The sequence below is a fragment of the Halomonas sp. DN3 genome (assembly GCF_024137905.1).
Lineage (GTDB): Bacteria > Pseudomonadota > Gammaproteobacteria > Pseudomonadales > Halomonadaceae > Halomonas > Halomonas litopenaei.
This window is the reverse complement of sequence record NZ_CP099965.1, coordinates 2081313-2101437: the sequence shown is the minus strand read 5'-3', so window position 1 is coordinate 2101437 and position 20125 is coordinate 2081313. Positions and strand designations below refer to the sequence as shown.

Below are 20125 nucleotides of genomic sequence, written 5' to 3'. Positions count from 1 at the left end.
ATTTATGGTGTCCGAACTTCTTCATCGGCAATAGCTTAGGCAGAAACAGGCAAGCTATCCGCCTCCCCCTTCACGTACAGAAAGACTTGCTGCTCTATCAGACAAGAGGGTTCACACGGCTTCAGCGCCAACATCATTGGTCGCCATCTATCCTTCATCGCTGCATAGTACTTACCAAAGAGAGGGTTTCCCCAAGATCCCTGCTCCTCCACGCTATTTCCTCGATTCACGACCGCAGCTCTGGTGTTTCAAGCATGAGAAATCCCCGCCAGATATTGCTAAATCCTCTAACCATGCCACCGCCGAATTTCCAGAAACATAGTCGAACGGCAACGGGAAAAAGCTCTCCATAAGAAAGGAAGCATCTGAAATATATCTTCATACTATAGGAGTGAGACGGCACCACAACGATGAAACAACATCTCTCCTCAGAATATAAAATGACGCCTCAAGCACAGTTGATAAGACATTACCTATAACTGCCCAAGCATCGACTCTACCGTCTTCTAAAAAACGGATCTTCAAGCGACGATAAAACGAAAAATCGAATGATAAAAAAGCATATTTTTTAAAACATATGCGCACACTTTGTGCTAGAAACAAGACAACCATTCCGTTCAAGGCTACATGGGTGAGTAGAGGGACGGCGAAGATCCCCTGGAAGCGAATCCTCAGAAAGGCGCACCCAGGTATCAGTCCTCAGGGCACCGCCCCCTTGACTCATATTCGCGTGCAATCCGTCGTGGAACCTGCGAGGGGACGTACCCGCTTTGCTGATGCTCTGGCGGCTGTAGCGCTGAAGATACCCATCGTCGGGCCGGGTCTGCCGGCATCTGTCGCACTCAGCCCCCCTGCAGGACCTTGCAGAACGACGACGGGCCACCTCGCTCGACCTCCTCAGCCCCACATCCCCCGGGGGCTGGATAACATCGACACCTGTGGCATCATGCCAGGACTAGCCACGGAGACGCTCCCATGACCCAGATTGTCACGCCCGATATCTGCGACGCCTACCCCGAAGTGGCGGTGTGCGACCCGATCTTCGTCAACTACGGGGGCCAGGAGGCCTTCTTTGGCCCCGTGAAAACGGTCAAGTGCTTCGAAGACAACTCACTGGTCAAGCAGGCGGTCGCCGAACCAGGCGACGGAGCGGTGCTGGTGGTGGACGCCGGCGGCTCTACGCGCTGCGCCATGCTCGGCGACATGCTCGCTGAACAGGCCGCCGGTAATGGCTGGGCCGGGGTGATCATGTACGGCTGCGTGCGCGACGTGGACATCCTGGCGGAGACCGACCTGGGCATCCAGGCGCTCGGCGCCCACCCGCGCAAGAGCGAAAAGCGCGGCGAAGGTCAGCGTGATGTTCCCGTCGCCTTCGCCGGTGTCGACTTCACGCCAGGCCAATGGGTCTACGCCGACAACAACGGCATCCTGGTCGCCGAGTCCCGCCTCGAACTCGATTGACGGGCGATCATCCTTCCTTCTTTCATCACCACAGCGGTGGCGTCGCAAATGCTGACGCCATCGCTGCCTCACGGGGCGCCAGGCGCAAGGTTGCGCCCGCTCCTTCCGCCAACACCCAACGGCAGACGATAGAGTCATGACGCTTGCCAGGGATGTCTACACCAGCCTGCACGACCACCTGCGTCCCCTGCTGGCCTACCATCTGCTGTTCACGCTGTTCGCCTCGGCCGCACTGCTGCCGGCCATGGGCTGGCTGCTGGCCGGCTGGCTTTCCCGGGTTGGCCGCCCCCTGGTCACCACGGTGGATGCGGTCGAGCTGCTGCTGTCCCCGCTGGGCTTCAGCTGGATCCTCGCCTTTGCCGTCATCCTGCTGACGCTGCTTTACCTGCAGCAGGCCGGGATGATGCTGGTGGCGGTGGAGCGCCAGGGCTCCCACGCGCGCCAGGCCTTGATCGCCCTGTGGCAGAGCCTGCATCGTCTTCCCAGGCTGTTGGGCCTCGCCAGCCTGCAGGTGTCGATTCACCTGCTGGCCCTGACCCTCGTCGCCGCCTGTGCCAGCCTGGTCCACGATTCCCTGCTCGGTCACCTGGATCCCTACTATGTGCGGCGGGTGCGCCCACCGGCCTTCTGGCTCTACACCTCGACCCTGCTTCCGCTGGTCGGACTCTGGGCCGCGCTGGCGGCGCGACTCTACATCCGATGGTGGCTGGCGCTGCCCTGCGTGGTACTGGAGGGTCTCTCGCCTGTCGCAGCGATGCGCCGCAGCTACCAGTTGACCCGGCACCGCCAGGGGGGACTTGCGCGGGTCATCTTTTCGATGCTGGCGGTACTGCTGGTGCTGCCGTCGGCGGTGTCGATCGCCTTCAGCGCCTGGGTCGCCCCCCTCTTGTCGACACTGCCCGAGATCGGCGCGGTGGTCATCACGACCATGTTGCTGGTGGTCACCGCCGCGACCCTGCTGACGCTCAGTGTCGCCTTCGCGGTGATCGTGCTCAACGCCCTGCTGGCGACCTGCCTGTACCTGCGCCGCGCCCATCGACTGCCGCGCCCCGATCCCCCACCGGCAGACGCCCACCCGGGGCGGCTGGCCTGGGCGGTGGAGGTCGGCATCCTGGTATTCGCTGTCTCCCAGGCGTGGCTGATGGTGGAGCGACAGGAGCTCAATGACGAGGTCGAGGTGATCGCCCACCGGGGTAGTTCGGAGGTAGCGCCGGAAAACAGCCTGTCAGCCATCCGCCAGGCCCTGGAAGACGGCGCCGATCAGATCGAGATCGATGTACGCCTGAGTGCCGACGGCAGCGTGGTGCTGAGCCACGATGCCACGCTGCAGCGTCTTGCCGGTGACCCGCGGCGGGTCACCGACCTGAACTGGCAGGAGTTGGCAACGCTGGATGTCGGATCAGGCTTCAGCCATGCCTTCGCCGGCGAACGCCTGGCCAGGCTCGACCAGGCCCTGGCTGCGGTGCGTGGCCGCGCCGACCTGATCATCGAGCTCAAGCCGAGCCGTGGCCAGGAACAGGCGCTGATCGAGGCGGTCGTGGCAGAGCTTGACGCCGAACGCCGCTGGCGTCTGCACTGCCGAGACCAGGCAGAAGACCGCCTGGCACGCATGATCTGTGGCGATCCCAGGCTATTCGAGACCACTTGGCTTGCGTCCTTGTCGTACCGTCAGATCCACCTGATCGACGCCCAGGAGCCTCGCGCCAGGACACTGCTGCTGGCAGAGTGGGCCCTGCCCGGCAGCCTGCCGCAGCGTCGCTTCGACGGGCTCGGGCTGCGCAACAGCCAGATCGACGATGATCAACTGCGACGCGCCCACCTCAACCAGACGCCGCTCTACGCCTGGACGGTCAACGATCCTGGCCGCATGGCCAGACTTATCGACATGGGCGTGGACGGCATCATCACCGACCGCCCTGAAAGACTCAGCGCGCTGCTGCGCGAACGACGCAGGATGAGCGACGCCGAGCTACTGCTGACCAAGCTGCGCCACTGGCTGGCCGATGACTGAACGAAGAACCCCCGCCCCGGCGGTAGCCGGGAGCGGGGGCAACATCAGTCCGCGGAGCGAATGGCGCGCCTCAGTCGCCCATCACGACGCCTTCACGGCGGGGGTCGGCACCCCCATAGAAGCCGTCTTCGGTGACCTTCAGCGCCTGCAGACCGCTGGTCAACTCGCGAGTCTCGACCTCGTGGCCAAGCCCCCGCAGATCGCTCAGCGTGGCCTCGGGGAAGCGGCCCTGCTCCAGATAGACGGTGCCACCGGTGGTGATCGCATGGGGCAGATCGAGCGCCTGCTGGGCGTCCACACCACGCGTAAGCATGGCATCCAGCGTCTGGGCGGTGTAGTGGATGATCGCCGCGCCTCCGGGAGACCCGAGACTCGCTACCAGCTCGCCGCTCTCACGCTCGAACACCAGCGTCGGACTCATGCTCGAACGCGGCCGCTTGCCGGGCTGCACCCGGTTGGCGATCGGTGTGCCCTGCTCATCTGTCGGGGTAAAGGAAAAGTCGGTCAACTCATTGTTGAGCAGATAGCCGCCATCAAGCTCGCCGCCACCGTTGGCCATGATGCGCGAACCAAACGCCTGCTCGATGCTCGAGGTCATGGCGACCGCCTGACCCCGGGGGTCGACGATGCTGATATGGCTGGTGCCGTGCTCGGGCTGCTGGGGCTGGGAGGCGTAGGCGGTCTCCAGCGAACCGGGGTTACCGGGGCGCGCTTCGCCGCTGCCCATGCTCTGTTGCTTGATCAGCTCGGCGCGCTTGGCCAGATAGTCGGGTGCCAGCAGCGTATTCCAGTCGCCGCCAGGAGGTTCGACGAAGTCGCTGTCACCGATGTATCGGCCGCGATCGGCAAAGGCCAGGCGCGACGCCTCGAGAAACGGATGCAGCCAATCCACCGTGGGCACGCCCTCGTGGATGGCGGTCTCGATCTCCGGCAGGGCCTCCATCATGCCGAGTATCTGCATCACGGTCAGGTGTCCCGATGAAGGCGGCGGAAAGCCGCAGACCTCCCAGTCACGCCAGGGGGTACACAGCGGCTCACGCTCGAGCGCAGCGTAGCCCGCCATGTCCTCGAGACTCAGGGTTCCGGGCAATTCCGGGTGATTCTGCACCCGGGACACCAGATCCTCGGCGAACTCTCCGGTGTGAAGCGCAGAGCTGCCCTCCTCGGCCACCTTGGTCAGAATCGCCGCCAGGGCGGGATTGCGCAGGGTCGTTCCCGCCTTCAGCGGCTCGCCCTGGTCATCGAAGAAGTAGGCCCCGGCGATCTCGTCCTCGGCGAGACCTGGCGTCGACGCCAGGCTCTGATGCAGCCGCGGGCTGATCTCGAAACCTTCCGTGGCCAGGGTAATGGCCGGCGCAAACAGCGACTTCCACGGCAGCTCGCCGTATTCGTCGTGCGCCAGCTCCAGCATCCTCAAGGTACCGGGCACCCCCACCGAACGCCCGCTCTCCACCGCGGTCATGAACTCGATCGGCTCGCCATCGGCATCCAGGAAAAGCGCCTCATCGGCACCCAGCGGCGCCTTTTCGCGGCCATCGAAGGCGTGGACCTCTTCCCCGTCGAACAGCATCAGAAAGGAACCACCACCGATGCCACTGGATTGCGGTTCGACCAGCGTCAACACCATCTGCACCGCGATGGCGGCATCAATGGCCGAGCCCCCGGCCTTGATCACCTGATAGCCGGCGTCGGTGGCCAGCGGATTGGCCGCCGCCACCGCAAAGGACGCGGTCGACCAGCCGGGCTTCTCCTGGTAGCCGGAACTCGATTCCGGCGAGATGTCCGGGCGGGCGTATTCGAATCCCTCCTGGGCAAGGGCCGATGTGGTCAGCAGGCCGGCCAGCAGCAGATTGCCGCAGACGATGGAAGACGCCAGACGCGCCAACCTTGGCGAAGTACGCGATGTCATCACCGCTCCTTTTGTGATGAGAAAGACGGGAGTGTTGTGATTGCTTGATTCAGCATAGGCCCTGGACGTCGAGACGGCACGCACACACGGTGCCTTGCTCGTGCTTGCCAGCCATCGTTACCGCCGACGACCGAGGCTGTGATTCATTGCCGGCGCTCGTAACGATCAAGCCGCCAGCGGCAGAACCACGAGACCAGTGCCAGCGCCAGCAACGCCACGGCGGTCACACCGAGCACCGACACCAACTGGTGATACCCCTCAGGGGTGCTTTCGGCCCTGGCCGCCATGCCCTTCTCGGCCAGGCGCACCACACCGTATATCAACGCCATCAGCAGGCCCAGCGGCAGCGCCGAGCCACAGCGTGACAGGCCCCGAGTCAGCGCCCAGGGCGGCGTCGGCTCCTTGTTTCTGGTCGCCTTTGCTGAAGCAGCCTTGCCCCGTGTGGCCTTCGGCGCCGGCCCGGATTCTGGCTTGGCCTGGGCCTTGCTCGGGGCCTTGTTCGGGGCATCGCTGCGACTGCGGGCCCTGGGTCGTGGCTTCGTCTTTTGTGTTGCCGCGCCCGATGTCTGACGTCCCCCTGGCAGCAGCCGCCCGAGGGTCCAGCGCCCCAGCGACCAGCAGGCCCAGCCCAGGCACACCCCGATGGACAACAGCACGCTGCCCATGACCAACAGATACGCCATCACAAGATCCTGAAAAGAAAAGCTTCCCATGGTGCCAAGTTAGCGGGCACTTGGGGAGCCCCTCGAGGCGATTGAGCGAGTTTCGTACACCCGCTGAACGCAACGACGCCGCGGAAGGTCCGCGGCGTCGACAGGCAGGCGATCGTGTCGCCGTCTCACAGCATGGTGGCGGTCAGCCGATGGTCTCGCCGGCCAGCATGAACCAGGTCTCCAGTACCGCGTCCGGGTTCAGCGACACCGAGTCGATGCCCTGCTCCATCAGCCACTTGGCCAGCTCCGGATGGTCAGACGGCCCCTGGCCGCAGATCCCCACGTACTTGCCCTTGGCCTTGCAGGCCTGGATCGCCATGGCCAGCAGCTTCTTGACCGCCGGGTTCCGCTCGTCGAACAGGTGCGCGACGATACCGGAGTCCCGATCGAGACCGAGGGTCAGCTGGGTCAGATCGTTGGAACCAATGGAGAAGCCGTCGAAGTACTCGAGGAACTCATCGGCCAGCAGGGCGTTGGCCGGCAGCTCGCACATCATGATGACCTTGAGCCCGTTGTCGCCGCGTTTGAGGCCATTGGCCGCCAGCAGGTCGACCACTTCGCTGGCTTCTTCGGTGGTACGCACAAAGGGAATCATCAGCTCGACATTGTCGAGGCCCATCTCGTCGCGTACCCGCTTCATCGCCCGACACTCGAGCTCGAAGCACGGACGGAAATTCTCGGAGATGTAGCGCGACGCACCACGGAAACCGAGCATCGGGTTCTCTTCACCGGGCTCGTAGAGCTTGCCGCCGATCAGGTTCTCGTACTCGTTGGACTTGAAGTCCGACATGCGCACGATGACCCGCTCCGGATAGAAAGCCGCCGCCAGGGTCGAGATACCCTCCACCAGCTTGTCGACGTAGAAGCTGACCGGATCGTCGTAGCCGGCGATACGCAGATCGATGGTCTGCTGCAGTTCGCTGGGCAGGGTGTCGTATTCCAGCAGCGCCTTGGGGTGAACGCCGATCATGCGGTTGATGATGAACTCCAGACGCGCCAGGCCGACACCGGCGTTGGGCAGGGTGGAGAAGCTGAAGGCGCGATCCGGGTTGCCCACGTTCATCATGATCTTGAACGGGATGTCCGGCATGGCATCGACGCTGGTGACGTTGCGGTCGAACTCCAGCAGACCATCGTAGACGTGGCCGGCATCGCCCTCGGCGCAGGACACGGTGACTTCGCGGCCATCGCGCAGCACGTCGGTGGCGTCACCACAGCCCACCACCGCCGGGATACCCAGTTCGCGGGCGATGATCGCCGCGTGACAGGTGCGCCCGCCACGGTTGGTGACGATGGCAGAAGCGCGCTTCATGATCGGTTCCCAGTCCGGGTCGGTCATGTCGGTGACCAGCACGTCCCCGGCGTTGACCTTGTCCATCTCGTCCGGGCTCAGGATGACCTTGACCGCACCACGACCGATGCGCTGACCGATGGCGCGACCGGTGACCAGGGTGCGCCCCTTCTCCTTGAGCTGGAAGCGCTCCAGCGAGCCGCCCTCCTGCTGGGACACCACGGTCTCGGGGCGTGCCTGAACGATGTAGAGCTGTTGATCGTCACCATCCAGTGCCCACTCGATGTCCATGGGACGGCCGTAGTGCTCTTCGATGGTCATCGCCTGGCGCGCCAGCGCCATCACCTGTTCGTCGTTGATGCTGAAGCGACCACGATCGGCCAGCGGCACATCCACGGTCTCCACCGACTTGCCGGCGCTGGCATCACCGGTGTAGACCATCTTGATCAGCTTGGAGCCGAGGTTACGCCGCAGCACCGCCGGGCGGCCTGCCGCCAGGGTGGTCTTGTGGACGTAGAACTCGTCAGGGTTCACCGCGCCCTGCACCACGGTCTCGCCGAGACCCCATGACGAGGTCACGAATACCGCATCACGGAAGCCGGACTCGGTGTCCAGGGTGAACATCACGCCGCTGGCCCCGGTCTCGGAGCGCACCATCTTCTGCACGCCGGCGGACAGCGCCACGTTCTCGTGGGCATAGCCACGGTGCACCCGGTAGGAAATCGCGCGGTCGTTGAACAAGGACGCGAACACCTCGTGCACCGCCCGCTTGATGTTGTCGTAGCCTTCGATATTGAGGAAGGTTTCCTGCTGGCCGGCGAAGGACGCGTCGGGAAGATCCTCGGCGGTAGCGGAGCTGCGCACCGCCACCTTGAGGTTGGGATGCTTGCCTAGCATCAGCTCGTAGGCTTCGCGCAGGGCGGCCTCGAAGGCCGGCGGCAGCGGGGTATCGATGACCCACTGGCGAATCTTGCTGCCGGCCTCGGCAAGGGCATTGACGTCATCGACGTCGAGACGCGCAAGCTCCTGGTTGATTCGATCGTTGAGCCCCTCGTGGGAGAGAAACTCGCGATAGGCCTCGGCGGTGGTGGCGAAACCGCCAGGCACCGTGACGCCCGCGCCGGACAGGTTGGAAATCATCTCGCCCAGGGAAGCATTCTTGCCCCCGACTCGCTCGACGTCGTTCATGCCCAGCTGATCAAACCACAGAATGTACTTGTCCACGTGACCCCCTTGGATGTCGACGACCTCGTCCGTGACGCGCCGTCATGACTGGATGCTGGCGACTCTATCAGCGCCTCACCATATTCGCCATTGGTCTAAGAGCGAAGTCACTGGAGGATTTTTACAACACCCGAGGGAAATCGACGATTCCTGTAGTCAGCGCCCTGACGCCGCTATCGAGGTCTCCGCCAGGGCGCGCAAATCGCGACGTCGGATGCTGGCGTCAAAGTACCTGAAAGGCGCGCGAATGCTTGGCTCGGCCCCACCGCCAGGTCCCGTTTCAGAGGCTGATCGAAAGCCAGCCTATCTTGTAGTCGGGGACGCCTGTGCCGCCTTAGGTTTACTTTGGAACAGCGACAACTTGTCTCACCGCAGCGGTAAACGGACAATGCCATCACTGTCTTCAAGGGAATCGTCATGACCCGAACCGCCTTCTTCATTTCCGACGGCACCGGCATCACCGCCGAGAGCCTGGGCCGCAGCCTGCTGGCCCAGTTCGAGAACGTCGACATCCGCAAGCTGACCAAGCCCTACATCGACACCATCGAGAAGGCGCGCTCGCTGGTCAGCATCATCGAGGCCACCGCCGTGCGCGACGGCGTGCAGCCGATCATCATCGACACCATCGTCGACGAGAAGATCCGCGCGGTGATTCGCCAGGCACCGGGCTTCAAGGTCGACATCTTCTCGACCTTCCTCGAGCCGCTGGAGCGCGAGCTGGACACCCACTCCTCCTACAGCGTCGGGCGTACCCACGCCATCTCCAGCGACGATGTCTATATGGACCGCATCCACTCGGTACACTTCGCCCTCGACAACGACGACGGCGCCCGAACCCACCAGTACGACCAGGCAGATGTCATCCTGGTCGGGGTGTCACGCTGCGGCAAGACGCCGACCTCACTGTACCTGGCGCTGCAGTTCGGGGTGCGCGCGGCCAACTACCCGCTGACCGAAGACGACCAGGACGACAGCGGCACCCTGAAGCTGCCGCCGGTACTGGCCAAGCAGCGCCACAAGCTGTTCGGCCTGACCATCGACCCGCGCAGGCTTGCCGCCATCCGCCACGAACGTCGCCCCAACAGCCGTTACAGCAGCATGGATCAGTGCATGCAGGAGGTCGCCCAGGCCGAATCCATGTTCCGCCAGCTGCATATCCCCTTTATCGATGCCACCCGCTTCTCGGTGGAGGAAATCTCCACCCGCATGATCGCCGAGACCGGCATCAACCGCCGCTTCTCACCACGCTGACGCCCGCCTGCGTCCGCCGGTACAAGGCGGAAAGGTGCCCCCTTTCCGCCATCTCCCCGTCGGGCCGCTGCCCCTGCTCGGCTGCATCACAGCGCAGTGTCCGTGGGCTTGGGCATAAGGCTGAGTCACAAGGCTCCGGCCTGTTCCAGCGCACCCAGCGACTTGCAATGATAGTCAATCTCGTTACTATTTCTTTCCGTAGTGGACTTCCCGGCGCAGCCATCCCTTACCTGTCGTCGCCGCGCAAGAATAACCGCCCTGAGAAAAGGTAACGCCCCATGATCTCCCGTCTCGTCCGCCGTCCCCTGGCGCTTGCCATTGCCGCCAGTGCCGTTGTCGTGTCTAGCCACGTCGCCGCCGAAGACGTTACCGCCGAGGCGGTGGTGAGCCACTACACCGATCTCGCCCACACCACCTACAGCGACGCGCTGAAGACGGCCAAGGCGCTGGACGAGGCCATCGACAGCCTGCTGGCCGCGCCGACCCCCGAGACCCTGGCCGCCGCCAAGAAGGCCTGGCGTGAGGCGCGGGTGCCCTACCAGCAGAGTGAAGTCTTCCGCTTCGGCAACGCCATCGTCGACGACTGGGAAGGCCAGCTCAACGCCTGGCCGCTGGACGAAGGCATGATCGACTACGTCGCTCAGGACGGCTACCAGCACGAGCTGGGCAACGCCGGCGCTACCGCCAATATCATTGCCTCCGAGCGCATCAACGTCGGCGGCGAAGAGATCGACGTCAGTACCCTGAGCCCGGAGCTGCTGGCCGAGCTCAACGAGATCGGCGGCTCCGAGGCCAACGTGGCCACCGGCTACCACGCCATCGAGTTTCTGCTGTGGGGCCAGGATCAGCACGGCTACGAGGCCGGCGCCGGCGAGCGCCCCGCCAGCGACTTCGCTCAGGGCGAAGACTGCAGCAACGGCCACTGCGACCGCCGTCGGGCCTATCTGAAGGCAGCCAGTCAGCTGTTGATCAACGACCTGGAATGGATGGTCGCCCAGTGGGCGCCGGTAGACGGCGACAACTACCGCAGCGAACTGACCGCGCAACCGGCTGAAGAAGGCCTGCGCCGCATCCTCTTCGGCATGGGCTCACTGTCACTGGGGGAGCTCGCCGGTGAGCGTATGAAGGTCGCGCTGGAGGCCAACTCCTACGAGGACGAGCACGACTGCTTCAGCGACAACACTCACAACTCGCACTACTACAACGGTCAGGGCATCCAGAACGTCTACACCGGCAGCTACCAGCGCATCGACGGCACCACTCTGGAAGGCCCCGGCGTGGAAGCCCTGCTGGCCCAGCGCGACAGCGAGCTGGCCCAGACCCTGGAGCAGCAGATCGAGGCCTCCATGGACGCGCTCGGCACCCTCAAGGAGACCGCCGAGCGCAGCGACTCGCCGATGACCTTCGACATGATGATTGCACCGAGCAATGATCAGGGCGCTGCCATCGTCAACGATGCCATCCTGGCGCTGGTCACCCAGACCGGCTCCATCGAACAGGCCGCAGGCGAATTGGGCGTCACCTCGCTGCAGCCCGACGACGCTGGTCATACTTTCTGACCCGGTCACTGGACCCCGCTTGATCCAGATCAGGTGATAACGCCTTGGCGAATGATGCAATGAGAGTCATTCGCCCCAAGAAGCCGCACGGTCCACGTGCGGCTCACCTGTTTCAAGGAAACGCCAGATGCGTCAATTTCCGTCGCTCCTCCCGACTCTGTCAGCGTTGCTGGCGGCCCTCGTCATCAGCGCGCCGGTCAGCGCAAACGACGAGCCAGCCGGCGAGCCGCCCATCCAGAACGACCCACGCTCGGGTGGCGAAGGCTCGGTCAGCCAATTCGACCATAACGCCTACTCGCTGCCCCTTGGCAACATGAGCATGACCAAGCGCCTGGACTTCAGCGTCGGCAACAGCTTTTTCCGCAACCCCTGGGTGGTGGCACCGGCCAGCACCGATGCCCGTGACGGCCTCGGACCGCTGATCAACACCAACAGCTGCCAGGGCTGCCATATCAAGGACGGCCGCGGTCACCCTCCGGCCCCTGGCGAGGCGCCGGTGTCACTGTTCCTGCGCCTGTCACTGCCCGCCGAAAGCGACGAGGATCATGACATCGTTCGGCGCACCGGCGCCGTTCCGGTGCCCCACTACGGGCGCCAACTCCAGACCGCGGCGATTCCCGGCGCCACGCCGGAAGCCGACATGGTACGCACCCTCGAGGATCGCGAGATCAGCTTCGACGACGGACACAACGTAGTGCTCGCGGCGCCCGTCTATTCCATCGAGAAGCCCGCCTACGGGGAGCTGCCCGAGAATCTGCTGACGTCCCCCCGGGTCGCCCCGCCGATGATCGGCCTGGGCCTGCTCGAGGTGGTCGACGAGGCGCAGATCCTGGCCTGGGCGGATGAGCAGGACGCCGACGGCGATGGCATCTCGGGCCGGCCCAACCGGGTGTGGGACGTGCGCCAGCAGACCACCGTGCTGGGCCGCTTCGGCTGGAAGGCCGGCGAACCCACGGTGGAGCAGCAGAGTCTGCACGCCTTTGCCGGTGACATGGGCCTGACCTCGCGCCTGGCCGCGAGCACCGACTGCATGCCGGGCCAGGGCTGCGAGGACTTCCCCGATGGCGGCGATCCCGAAGTCAGTGACGAGGTCGCCGACTTCATCACCTTCTACGCCTCGAGCCTGGCGGTACCCGAGCGACGCGACATGGATTCGCCAGAGATTCAGGCCGGCGCCCGCCACTTCAACTCTCTTGGTTGCGCCAGCTGCCATCGCCCCTCGCTGACCACGCCGGAGGACACCGAGCGTGCCGAGCTGGCCGGTCAGACCCTGTGGGCCTACACCGACATGCTGCTGCATGACATGGGCGAAGGCCTCGCCGACGGTCGCCCGGAGTACCAGGCCGACGGCAACGAGTGGCGTACCCCGCCACTGTGGGGGCTCGGCCTGGCCCAGAGCGTCAACCCCCAGGCAGGCTTCCTGCACGACGGACGGGCGCGCACCCTGGAAGAGGCGATCCTCTGGCACGCCGGCGAGGCCGACGCTTCACGAGATGCCTACCAGGCGCTCGAGGCGCGTGAGCGCCAACAACTACTGGACTTCCTGAATTCCTTATGACGACTTCTTCACGACACTCGGGCAGCGCCCTGGCAGCCGCCCTGCTGCTGGCGACCGCCGGCTTCACGTTTGGCGGACCCGACACCGCCCAGGCCCAGGGCTCTGACGAGGTGACTGGCACGAACTCCGGCAAGGCCACCGACGTCCCCGCCGACACCGTTCAAGACGCCGACGGCGCCAACACCGCGCGCAGCGTCTGGCATCAGGATATCGGGCTTGGCTATCGGCAACTGGCAAGCCGGACCCAGACACTGGCCGAACGCCTGGAGGCGAGCTGCGGCGAGGCAGAGGTCGACCGACCGGCGCTGCGCAGTGAGTGGCTTGCGGCCTACCAGGCCTGGCAAGCGGTGCGCTTCGTGGATTTCGGGCCGATCGAGGTCGATAGCCGTGCCTGGCAGCTGCAGTTCTGGCCTGACGCCAAGAATCTTGTCGGCACCCGCGTCGGCGCCAGACTGCGCCAGGACACCCCCGTCAGCGCCGACGACATCGCCGAGGCCGGTGTCGCCGAGCAGGGTTTCCCTGCCCTTGAAGTGCTGCTCTACGACGACGTGATGGCCGGCCGCTCACTGGGCGATCCCCTGCCCTGCGCCCTGACCGGTGCCATCGGTAAGCATCTGGTCGCCGTCAGCGACGCCGTGGTGGCCGACTGGCAGGCCTTTGCGCCGCACTACCTGGCCTCCGACAGCTACAACGAGGCGACCCTGCACGGTGCGATGCAGTCTCTCGAGATTCTGGAGGACAAGCGCCTCGGCGAGCCGCTCGGCTTGATGGGCGCCGCGCCCAACGCCTATCGCGCCGAAGCCTGGCGCAGTGGCCAGTCGGTGGCCCTGGCGGCCGCCAGCCTGGCCGGCCTGGAGCAGTACTTCCAGCCGGGCCTTGCGACCTGGCTGGACCAGGCCGGCCATGCCGAACTGGGCGACGCCTTTGCTCGCCAGCTTGAGGACACGCTCGAACAGGCCGAAGCCATCGAGGGGGGCATCGTCGATGCTCTCGATGACAGTATCGATGGCGAACCCGAGCACCAGTCATCGCGGCAAGCGCTGGCGACCCTCTACCTGGAGGTGGCCCAGCTGCGAGCACTGCTCGATGATCAGATCGCCCCCGCCCTGGGGGTGGTCAAGGGCTTCAATTCCAGCGACGGAGACTGACCCGGTGGCGTCACTTCCTTCTCTGTCCCGGCGGCGCCTGCTCAAGGCGTCGCTGCTGGGAATGGCCGCCACTGGCCTTCCGGCCAGCCTGTGGGCGCTGGACAATGACGGCCGCCGGCAGTGGTACTTCAGCGCGGTGGACGACAGCGACGGTGGACACCATCTGGCTGGGCTGCGCCGCGACGGCGCGGGCCACTTTCTGCTGCCAAGCCCCGAGCGCTGCCACGGCGGATGCCTCAGACCGGGTCGTGATGAGGTCGTGCTGTTCGCCCGACGCCCGGGCCACCGCTTCCATGTGCTCGACGCCAGGCGCCAGACATCGGCGCTCGAGATCAGCGCAGGTCCGGGACGGCACTTCTACGGCCACGGCGTGTTCGACCCGAGCGGACGCTGGCTCTACGTCACCGCCAATCGCATCGACGACGCCATGGGGCTGATTCAGGTGCACGACGCCGAACACGACTACCGGCATGTAGGCGACCACCTTCTCGACGGCATCGGTCCCCACGAGATCGGTCTGATGCCCGATGGCGAGACCCTGGTGGTGGCGCTGGGCGGCATCCGCACCCATCCCGACAGCGGGCGGGCCAAGCTCAACCTCAGCGACATGGACCCCGCCCTGCTGTTGCTCGATCGCCACAGTGGCGAGATCCGCGAACGCCATCGACCGTCCCACCACCAGCTGAGCTGTCGCCATCTGGATATCGCCCCCGACGGCACCATCATCGCCGGCTACCAGTTCCAGGGTCCCGAGTGGGAGACCGACCATCCGCTGATCGCCAGGCGCGCGCCGGACGGCAGCTTCAGCGAGCAGGTACTGCCCTCACCTCTGCAAGCGCGGCTGGCCCAGTACACCGCCAGCGTGGCGGCCAGCCGGGTACGCCCGAGTGCGGCGATTTCCGCTCCCCGAGGCAACAAGGTGCTGGTGCTGGGCAGGGCCAGCGGCGAGCCGCTGGCACAATTCGATATCGAGGATGCCGCAGGACTGCGCTGCGACGGCGCCGGAGGCTATCTGGTCACCACCGGCAGTGGCGAGGTCCACCGAATAGACGATGGCGGCCGCCATCACCAACTGGCCGCCTTGCCGCTGCGCTGGGACAACCATTTGACCTGATCACCACCCGCGGGTTATCGGCCATCGGGCCGTCGACCATCAATACGTCGCCCCTGCCATCAACGACCGCGCCAACAACACGGCCAGGCCCCTTCGGGCCTGGCCGTTATGCACTCGGGTACTGCTGGGGGGGGGCTTAGCGGATGATGCCTTCCCTGCGCAGCCGCTCAATATCGGACTCCGACAACCCCATCTCGGTCAGCACCCTGTCGCTGTGTTCACCAAGGCGTGGTGGCGCGGACTCGGCGGTGGCACTGGCCCCATCGAAGCGCAGCGGGTTGGCGACCTGGGGTACGCCGTCGATCTCCCGGGCCATGCCACGGTGACGCACCTGAGGATCGGCGAACACTTCCGGCAAGGTATGGATGGGCCCCGCCGGTATCCCCCGGGCCTCGCATTCGGCGAGCCAGTGATCGCGCTCGCCGCCGCTCAGAATACCCTGGATCAAGGCCACCAGATCCTGGCGATGGGCGACCCGTCCTTCGTTGGTGGCGTAGTCGCCTTCGGCCCATTCGGGGTGCCCGAGCAACTCAGCCAGGCGGGCGAACTGGGCGTCGTTGCCCACGGTCAGCACCAGATGACCATCGCGGCAGGCAAACGCCTGGTAGGGCACGATATTCGGATGAGCGTTACCGAAGCGCTGCGGTGCCACACCGCTGACCAGGGTGTTGAGCGCCTGGTTGGCCAGGGTCGCCACCTGAACGTCGAGCAGCGCCAGGTCCACGTGGCTGCCCTCACCGGTCTCGCGCCGGCGATGCAATGCCGCCAGCACCCCCACGGTGGCGTAAAGCCCGGTCATCACGTCGGTGATCGCCACTCCGGTCTTCATCGGCATGCCGTCGGCGTCGCCGGTCAGACTCATCAAGCCGCCCATGGCCTGAATCATGAAGTCGTAGCCTGCCCGGTGGGCGTAGGGGCCGGTCTGGCCAAAGCCGGTGATGGAACACACCACCAGCGCCGGATTGATCTCTCGCAGCGAGGCAGCGTCGAGGCCATAGCGAGCGAGCCCGCCGACCTTGAAATTCTCGAGCACGATGTCGGCGCCCTTGGCCAACGCCTTGATCAGGCACTGGCCATCCGCGCTTGCGATGTCCACCGCCAGCGACTGCTTGGCACGATTGGCACAGAGGTAATAGGCGGCCTGGCGTTCGACGGCATCACCGTCGATCGGCTCGCCCTGATGCCAGGGCGGCCCCCAGCCGCGGGTGTCATCGCCACGACCGGGGTGCTCGATCTTGATCACCCGAGCGCCGAGGTCGCCGAGCAGCTGGCCGCACCAGGGGCCGGCCAGCACCCGCGACATGTCCAGCACGGTAACCCCCTCGAGCGGCCTGGCGGCGCTGGCGGCTTGCGCGCTTTCGCCTGGACCGCTACCGCCTGCCGTATTGCCGGCGCCGGCCTCCGCTGGGCTGTCTGCCTGGTGCATGGCGGTGTCACTCACCCGGTGAAGGCCTGCAGGCCGGTCTGGGCACGCCCGAGGATCAGGGCATGCACATCATGGGTGCCTTCGTAGGTGTTGACCGCCTCGAGGTTCATGACGTGACGGATGACGTGGTACTCGTCGCTGATGCCGTTGCCGCCGTGCATGTCCCGGGCGACCCGGGCGATATCCAGCGCCTTGCCACAGTTGTTGCGCTTGATCAGCGAAATCGCCTCGGGCACCAGTTGGCCGTCGTCGATCATCCGCCCCACCCGCAGCGACGCCTGCAGGCCCAGGGCGATCTCGGTCTGCATGTCGGCGAGCTTCTTCTGGATCAGCTGATTGGCGGCCAGCGGGCGGCCGAACTGCTTGCGCTCCATGGTGTAGTCACGTGCAGCGTGCCAGCAGGCCTCGGCGGCGCCCATGGCACCCCAGCTGATGCCGTAGCGGGCGCGGTTGAGACAGGAGAAAGGCCCCTTCAGGCCCTGCACGCCAGGCAGACGCTGGTCGTCGGAGACCTCGACGTCCTGGATCGCGATCTGGCCGGTGATGGAGGCGCGCAGGCTGAACTTGCCCTCGATCTTGGGCGCGCTGAGGCCAGGCATGCCCTTCTCGAGCACGAAGCCGCGGACCACCCCCTCCTCGTCCCGCGCCCAGACCACGAAGACGTCGGCGATCGGCGAGTTGGTGATCCAGGTCTTGGTGCCGTTCAGGCGCCAGCCGGAGTCGGTGCGATAGGCCCGGGTCGACATGCTGCCGGGATCGGAGCCATGGTCCGGCTCGGTCAGACCGAAGCAGCCCACCCACTCACCGCTGGCAAGCTTCGGCAGGTAGCGATCGCGCTGGGCGTCGCTGCCGAAGGCATGGATCGGGTACATGACCAGGCTCGACTGCACGCTCATGGCGCTACGATAGCCGGAATCGACCCGCTCGACCTCACGGGCGATCAGGCCGTAGCTGACGTAGTTCATGCCGGCGCAGCCGTAGCCATCGATGGTGGCGCCGAGCAGTCCAAGCTCCCCCATCTCGTTCATGATCTCGCGATCGAAGCGCTCGTGACGGTTGGCCTCGAGCACCCGGGGAAGCAGCTTTTCCTGGCAGTAGTCGTGGGCGGTCTGCTGGACCATACGCTCTTCCTCATCGAGTTGATCGACGAGGCGGAAGGGATCTTCCCAGGTAACGGGGGTGATGCTGGTCATGGCGGGGGCTCCAGAATTTCTACATTTTCACCAAATGTAGACCTAATGGTCGGTCTTGCCAACCCCCACCTTGGTCGAGCGATGACGAATCACGGGCCTCGACGTCGAACGACGAGGCCCGAACGTCGTCAGCCAGGCTATTGGCCGGACGGCTCGCCGGCCCGGTACAGCGACTGGATGCTGGAAAAATCCAGACCGCCGTTGCCCTGGGCGCTGTGCAGCGCGAACAGGTTGCGCGCCTGGGAACCCATCGGCACGCTGGCGCGGGACTCAAGCGCCAGCTCCCAGGCAAGCCCCAGGTCCTTGGCCATCAGGTCGGTCAAGAAGCCGCCCTGATAGTCACGTGAGGCGGCGGAACCCTCCATCACCCCGGGCCAGGGGTTGTAGACGTTCAATGCCCAGTTGCCGCCGCTGCTCTGCTTCATGATCTCCGACAGCACGGCCGGATCCATGCCGTTCTTGACACCCAGAGACAGCGCCTCGGCGGTACCGCTCATCAGGATGCCAAGCAGCATGTTGTTGCAGATCTTGGCCACCTGGCCGCTGCCGCTTGGGCCTGCGTGGAACAGGTTCTTGCCCATGGCCTCGAGTACCGGACGGGCCTGCTCGTAGGCGTCGGCGTCGCCACCGACGATAAAGGTCAGGGTGCCGGCCTTGGCGCCCCCGATGCCGCCGGACACCGGCGCATCGAGATAGGCCAGACCACGCTTGGCGGCCTCGCCCGCCACCAGCCGGGCATCGTCCGGCGAAATGGTGGAGGCATCGAGCAACAAGGGCCGCGAGGAGAGCTGGTCAAGCAGTCCCTCGGCACCGTCACGGCCGAGGTACAGCGCCTTGACGTGCGCCCCCGCCGGCAGCATCGAGACCACCACCTCGGCGCCTTCGGCGGCCTCCAGGGCGGAACTCGCCCGACTCGCGCCCTGCTCTTCAAGCGTCGCCATGGCCGATTCGACCAGGTCGAAGACCCGCACCTGGTGGCCCGCGCCGACCAGATTGGCGGCCATCGGCGCGCCCATGTTGCCAAGGCCGATAAAGGCGATTTGCATAAGATGTCTCCTGGCTATCTAACGAATTGTGATTGTTGTGCTGTCGCGTCAAGCGGCGATCAAAGGTCGTCGAGTGGCCCGGGACCGTTGCCCCAGGGGGCTCCGAACATCGCCGCCAGATCGGCGCTGCCTACGCTTGCGACGTCTCGATGCCGCCACTGCGGTGACTTGTCCTTGTCGATCAACAGCGCGCGCACTCCCTCGGCGAAGTCGCCCAGCACGTTGCACTGGATCGACACCACCAGCTCGTCGCGGAAGGCGTCGGCCAGCGAGGAGTGGCGATGTCGCTCGAGCATCCGCCAGGCCAGGTGCGCGGTCAGTGGGCAGCCCTTCTCGAGTCGTGCGCGATTGGCCGAAAGCCAGTCATCGTCGCGATCATCGCCCAGGATGGCAGCCACGGCGTCCTCCACGCGGCCCTTGAGGGTCAGCGAGGTGATGTGATCCAGATGCGGCCAGACCTGCGCCCCGGGAGCCTTCTCCGGCGCCTCGAATTCACCGAGTACGTCGCACACCAGCGCCTCGGCGTCATCCACGTGGCCGGGGGCGAAGTGGCAGTCGCAGAGCCGCGCGAGCAGCTCGTCGCGCCGCTCGCGCGGCACGAAACGATCCGCCATGCCCAGGTCAAGGGCGTCCCTGGCGTTGATGCTGGCACCGGTAAGGCCCAGGTAGAGCCCGACCCCCGGCGGCATCTTGTTGAGAAACCAGCTGGCCCCGATATCCGGATACAGACCGATGGTGATCTCCGGCATGGCGATCCGAGTGGTCTCGGTCACCAGACGATGCCGGCCACCGGCGGTCAGGCCGAGTCCACCGCCCATGACGATGCCATCCGCCCACACCAGCAACGGCTTGGGATAAGCATGCAGCCGATAGTCGAGGCGATACTCGGCGGAGAAGTAGTGGCTGGCATAGCTGCCGACATCGCGCTTGGCCTCCTGCTCACGCTTGAGCTCTCGCACCAGCGCCACCACATCGCCACCGGCGCAGAAGGCCTTGTCACCCTCACCATCCAGCCATACCGCGTGAACATCGGGGTCCCGGGCCCACTCCTCGAGTTTCTCGTCGAGCAGCTCGATCATCTCGAGCGACAAGGCGTTCAAGGCCCTGGGCGCGTTCAGGGTGGCGATGCCGATGCAGCCGCCGCCGGCCGCCGGGCGGCGTTCGAATCTGACCAGGTCGTGACTCATTGTTTGGCTCCTTGCACTCTTTTCCATGCGCTGT

14 protein-coding genes are annotated in these 20125 nt (G+C 65.3%); 7 read left to right on the top strand and 7 right to left on the bottom strand.

Annotated elements, in window-relative coordinates; translation table 11 throughout:
- The first annotated feature begins 975 nt into the window (after positions 1-975).
- Together rraA and NKF27_RS09160 are read left to right on the top strand one after the other, a co-directional pair.
- Positions 976-1461: a ribonuclease E activity regulator RraA gene (gene rraA, locus NKF27_RS09165; RefSeq protein ID WP_253556182.1), complete on the top strand. Its 486-nt coding sequence runs from the start codon at positions 976-978 to the stop codon at positions 1459-1461.
- Between the two features lie 136 nt (positions 1462-1597).
- The gene (locus NKF27_RS09160; protein WP_108447825.1) at positions 1598-3472 is read left to right on the top strand and encodes a glycerophosphodiester phosphodiesterase family protein; all 1875 of its coding nucleotides are present in this window, start codon (positions 1598-1600) and stop codon (positions 3470-3472) included.
- Positions 3473-3542: 70 nt separating this feature from the next.
- On the opposite strand, the gene ggt is transcribed toward NKF27_RS09160, so the two are convergent.
- From ggt to ppsA, 3 genes are all read right to left on the bottom strand, one after another.
- Positions 3543-5381, bottom strand: coding sequence for a gamma-glutamyltransferase (ggt, locus tag NKF27_RS09155; RefSeq protein ID WP_253556181.1), 1839 nt, complete (start codon positions 5379-5381; stop codon positions 3543-3545).
- 143 nt (positions 5382-5524) lie between these two features.
- Positions 5525-6064 carry a hypothetical protein gene (locus NKF27_RS09150; RefSeq protein ID WP_253556180.1) on the bottom strand — a complete coding sequence of 180 codons (540 nt, stop codon included), beginning with the start codon at positions 6062-6064 and terminating at the stop codon, positions 5525-5527.
- Positions 6065-6236: 172 nt separating this feature from the next.
- Positions 6237-8609, bottom strand: coding sequence for a phosphoenolpyruvate synthase (gene ppsA, locus NKF27_RS09145; protein ID WP_253556179.1), 2373 nt, complete (start codon positions 8607-8609; stop codon positions 6237-6239).
- Between the two features lie 417 nt (positions 8610-9026).
- Here ppsA and NKF27_RS09140 point away from each other — a divergent pair, with 417 nt between their 5' ends.
- The 5 genes from NKF27_RS09140 (at position 9027) to NKF27_RS09120 (ending at position 15239) form a co-directional block, all read left to right on the top strand.
- On the top strand, positions 9027-9860 hold the full coding sequence (locus tag NKF27_RS09140; RefSeq protein ID WP_045994921.1) for a pyruvate, water dikinase regulatory protein: 834 nt from the start codon (positions 9027-9029) through the stop codon (positions 9858-9860).
- Positions 9861-10138: 278 nt separating this feature from the next.
- Positions 10139-11419 (top strand): imelysin family protein, encoded by a 1281-nt coding sequence (locus NKF27_RS09135; RefSeq protein WP_253556178.1) that lies wholly within the window; start codon positions 10139-10141, stop codon positions 11417-11419.
- A gap of 127 nt (positions 11420-11546) precedes the next feature.
- Entirely contained in the window at positions 11547-12977 is a 1431-nt protein-coding gene (locus NKF27_RS09130) for a di-heme oxidoredictase family protein (protein WP_253556177.1), read from the top strand.
- Positions 12974-14125: an imelysin family protein gene (locus tag NKF27_RS09125; protein ID WP_253556176.1), complete on the top strand. Its 1152-nt coding sequence runs from the start codon at positions 12974-12976 to the stop codon at positions 14123-14125. Before NKF27_RS09130 ends, NKF27_RS09125 begins: the two co-directional genes overlap by 4 nt.
- 4 nt (positions 14126-14129) lie before the next feature.
- Positions 14130-15239 (top strand): DUF1513 domain-containing protein, encoded by a 1110-nt coding sequence (locus tag NKF27_RS09120; RefSeq protein ID WP_253556174.1) that lies wholly within the window; start codon positions 14130-14132, stop codon positions 15237-15239.
- Between the two features lie 136 nt (positions 15240-15375).
- Here NKF27_RS09120 and NKF27_RS09115 read toward each other — a convergent pair whose 3' ends face one another.
- The 4 genes from NKF27_RS09115 to NKF27_RS09100 form a co-directional block, all read right to left on the bottom strand.
- On the bottom strand, positions 15376-16680 hold the full coding sequence (locus tag NKF27_RS09115) for a CaiB/BaiF CoA-transferase family protein (protein ID WP_301271188.1): 1305 nt from the start codon (positions 16678-16680) through the stop codon (positions 15376-15378).
- Positions 16677-17858 (bottom strand): acyl-CoA dehydrogenase, encoded by a 1182-nt coding sequence (locus NKF27_RS09110; protein ID WP_045994918.1) that lies wholly within the window; start codon positions 17856-17858, stop codon positions 16677-16679. The genes NKF27_RS09115 and NKF27_RS09110 overlap by 4 nt, the downstream gene beginning before the upstream one ends.
- A gap of 137 nt (positions 17859-17995) precedes the next feature.
- On the bottom strand, positions 17996-18904 hold the full coding sequence (mmsB, locus tag NKF27_RS09105) for a 3-hydroxyisobutyrate dehydrogenase (protein WP_253556172.1): 909 nt from the start codon (positions 18902-18904) through the stop codon (positions 17996-17998).
- Positions 18905-18963: 59 nt separating this feature from the next.
- Positions 18964-20091 (bottom strand): enoyl-CoA hydratase/isomerase family protein, encoded by a 1128-nt coding sequence (locus NKF27_RS09100; protein WP_253556170.1) that lies wholly within the window; start codon positions 20089-20091, stop codon positions 18964-18966.
- Positions 20092-20125: the final 34 nt, after the last annotated feature.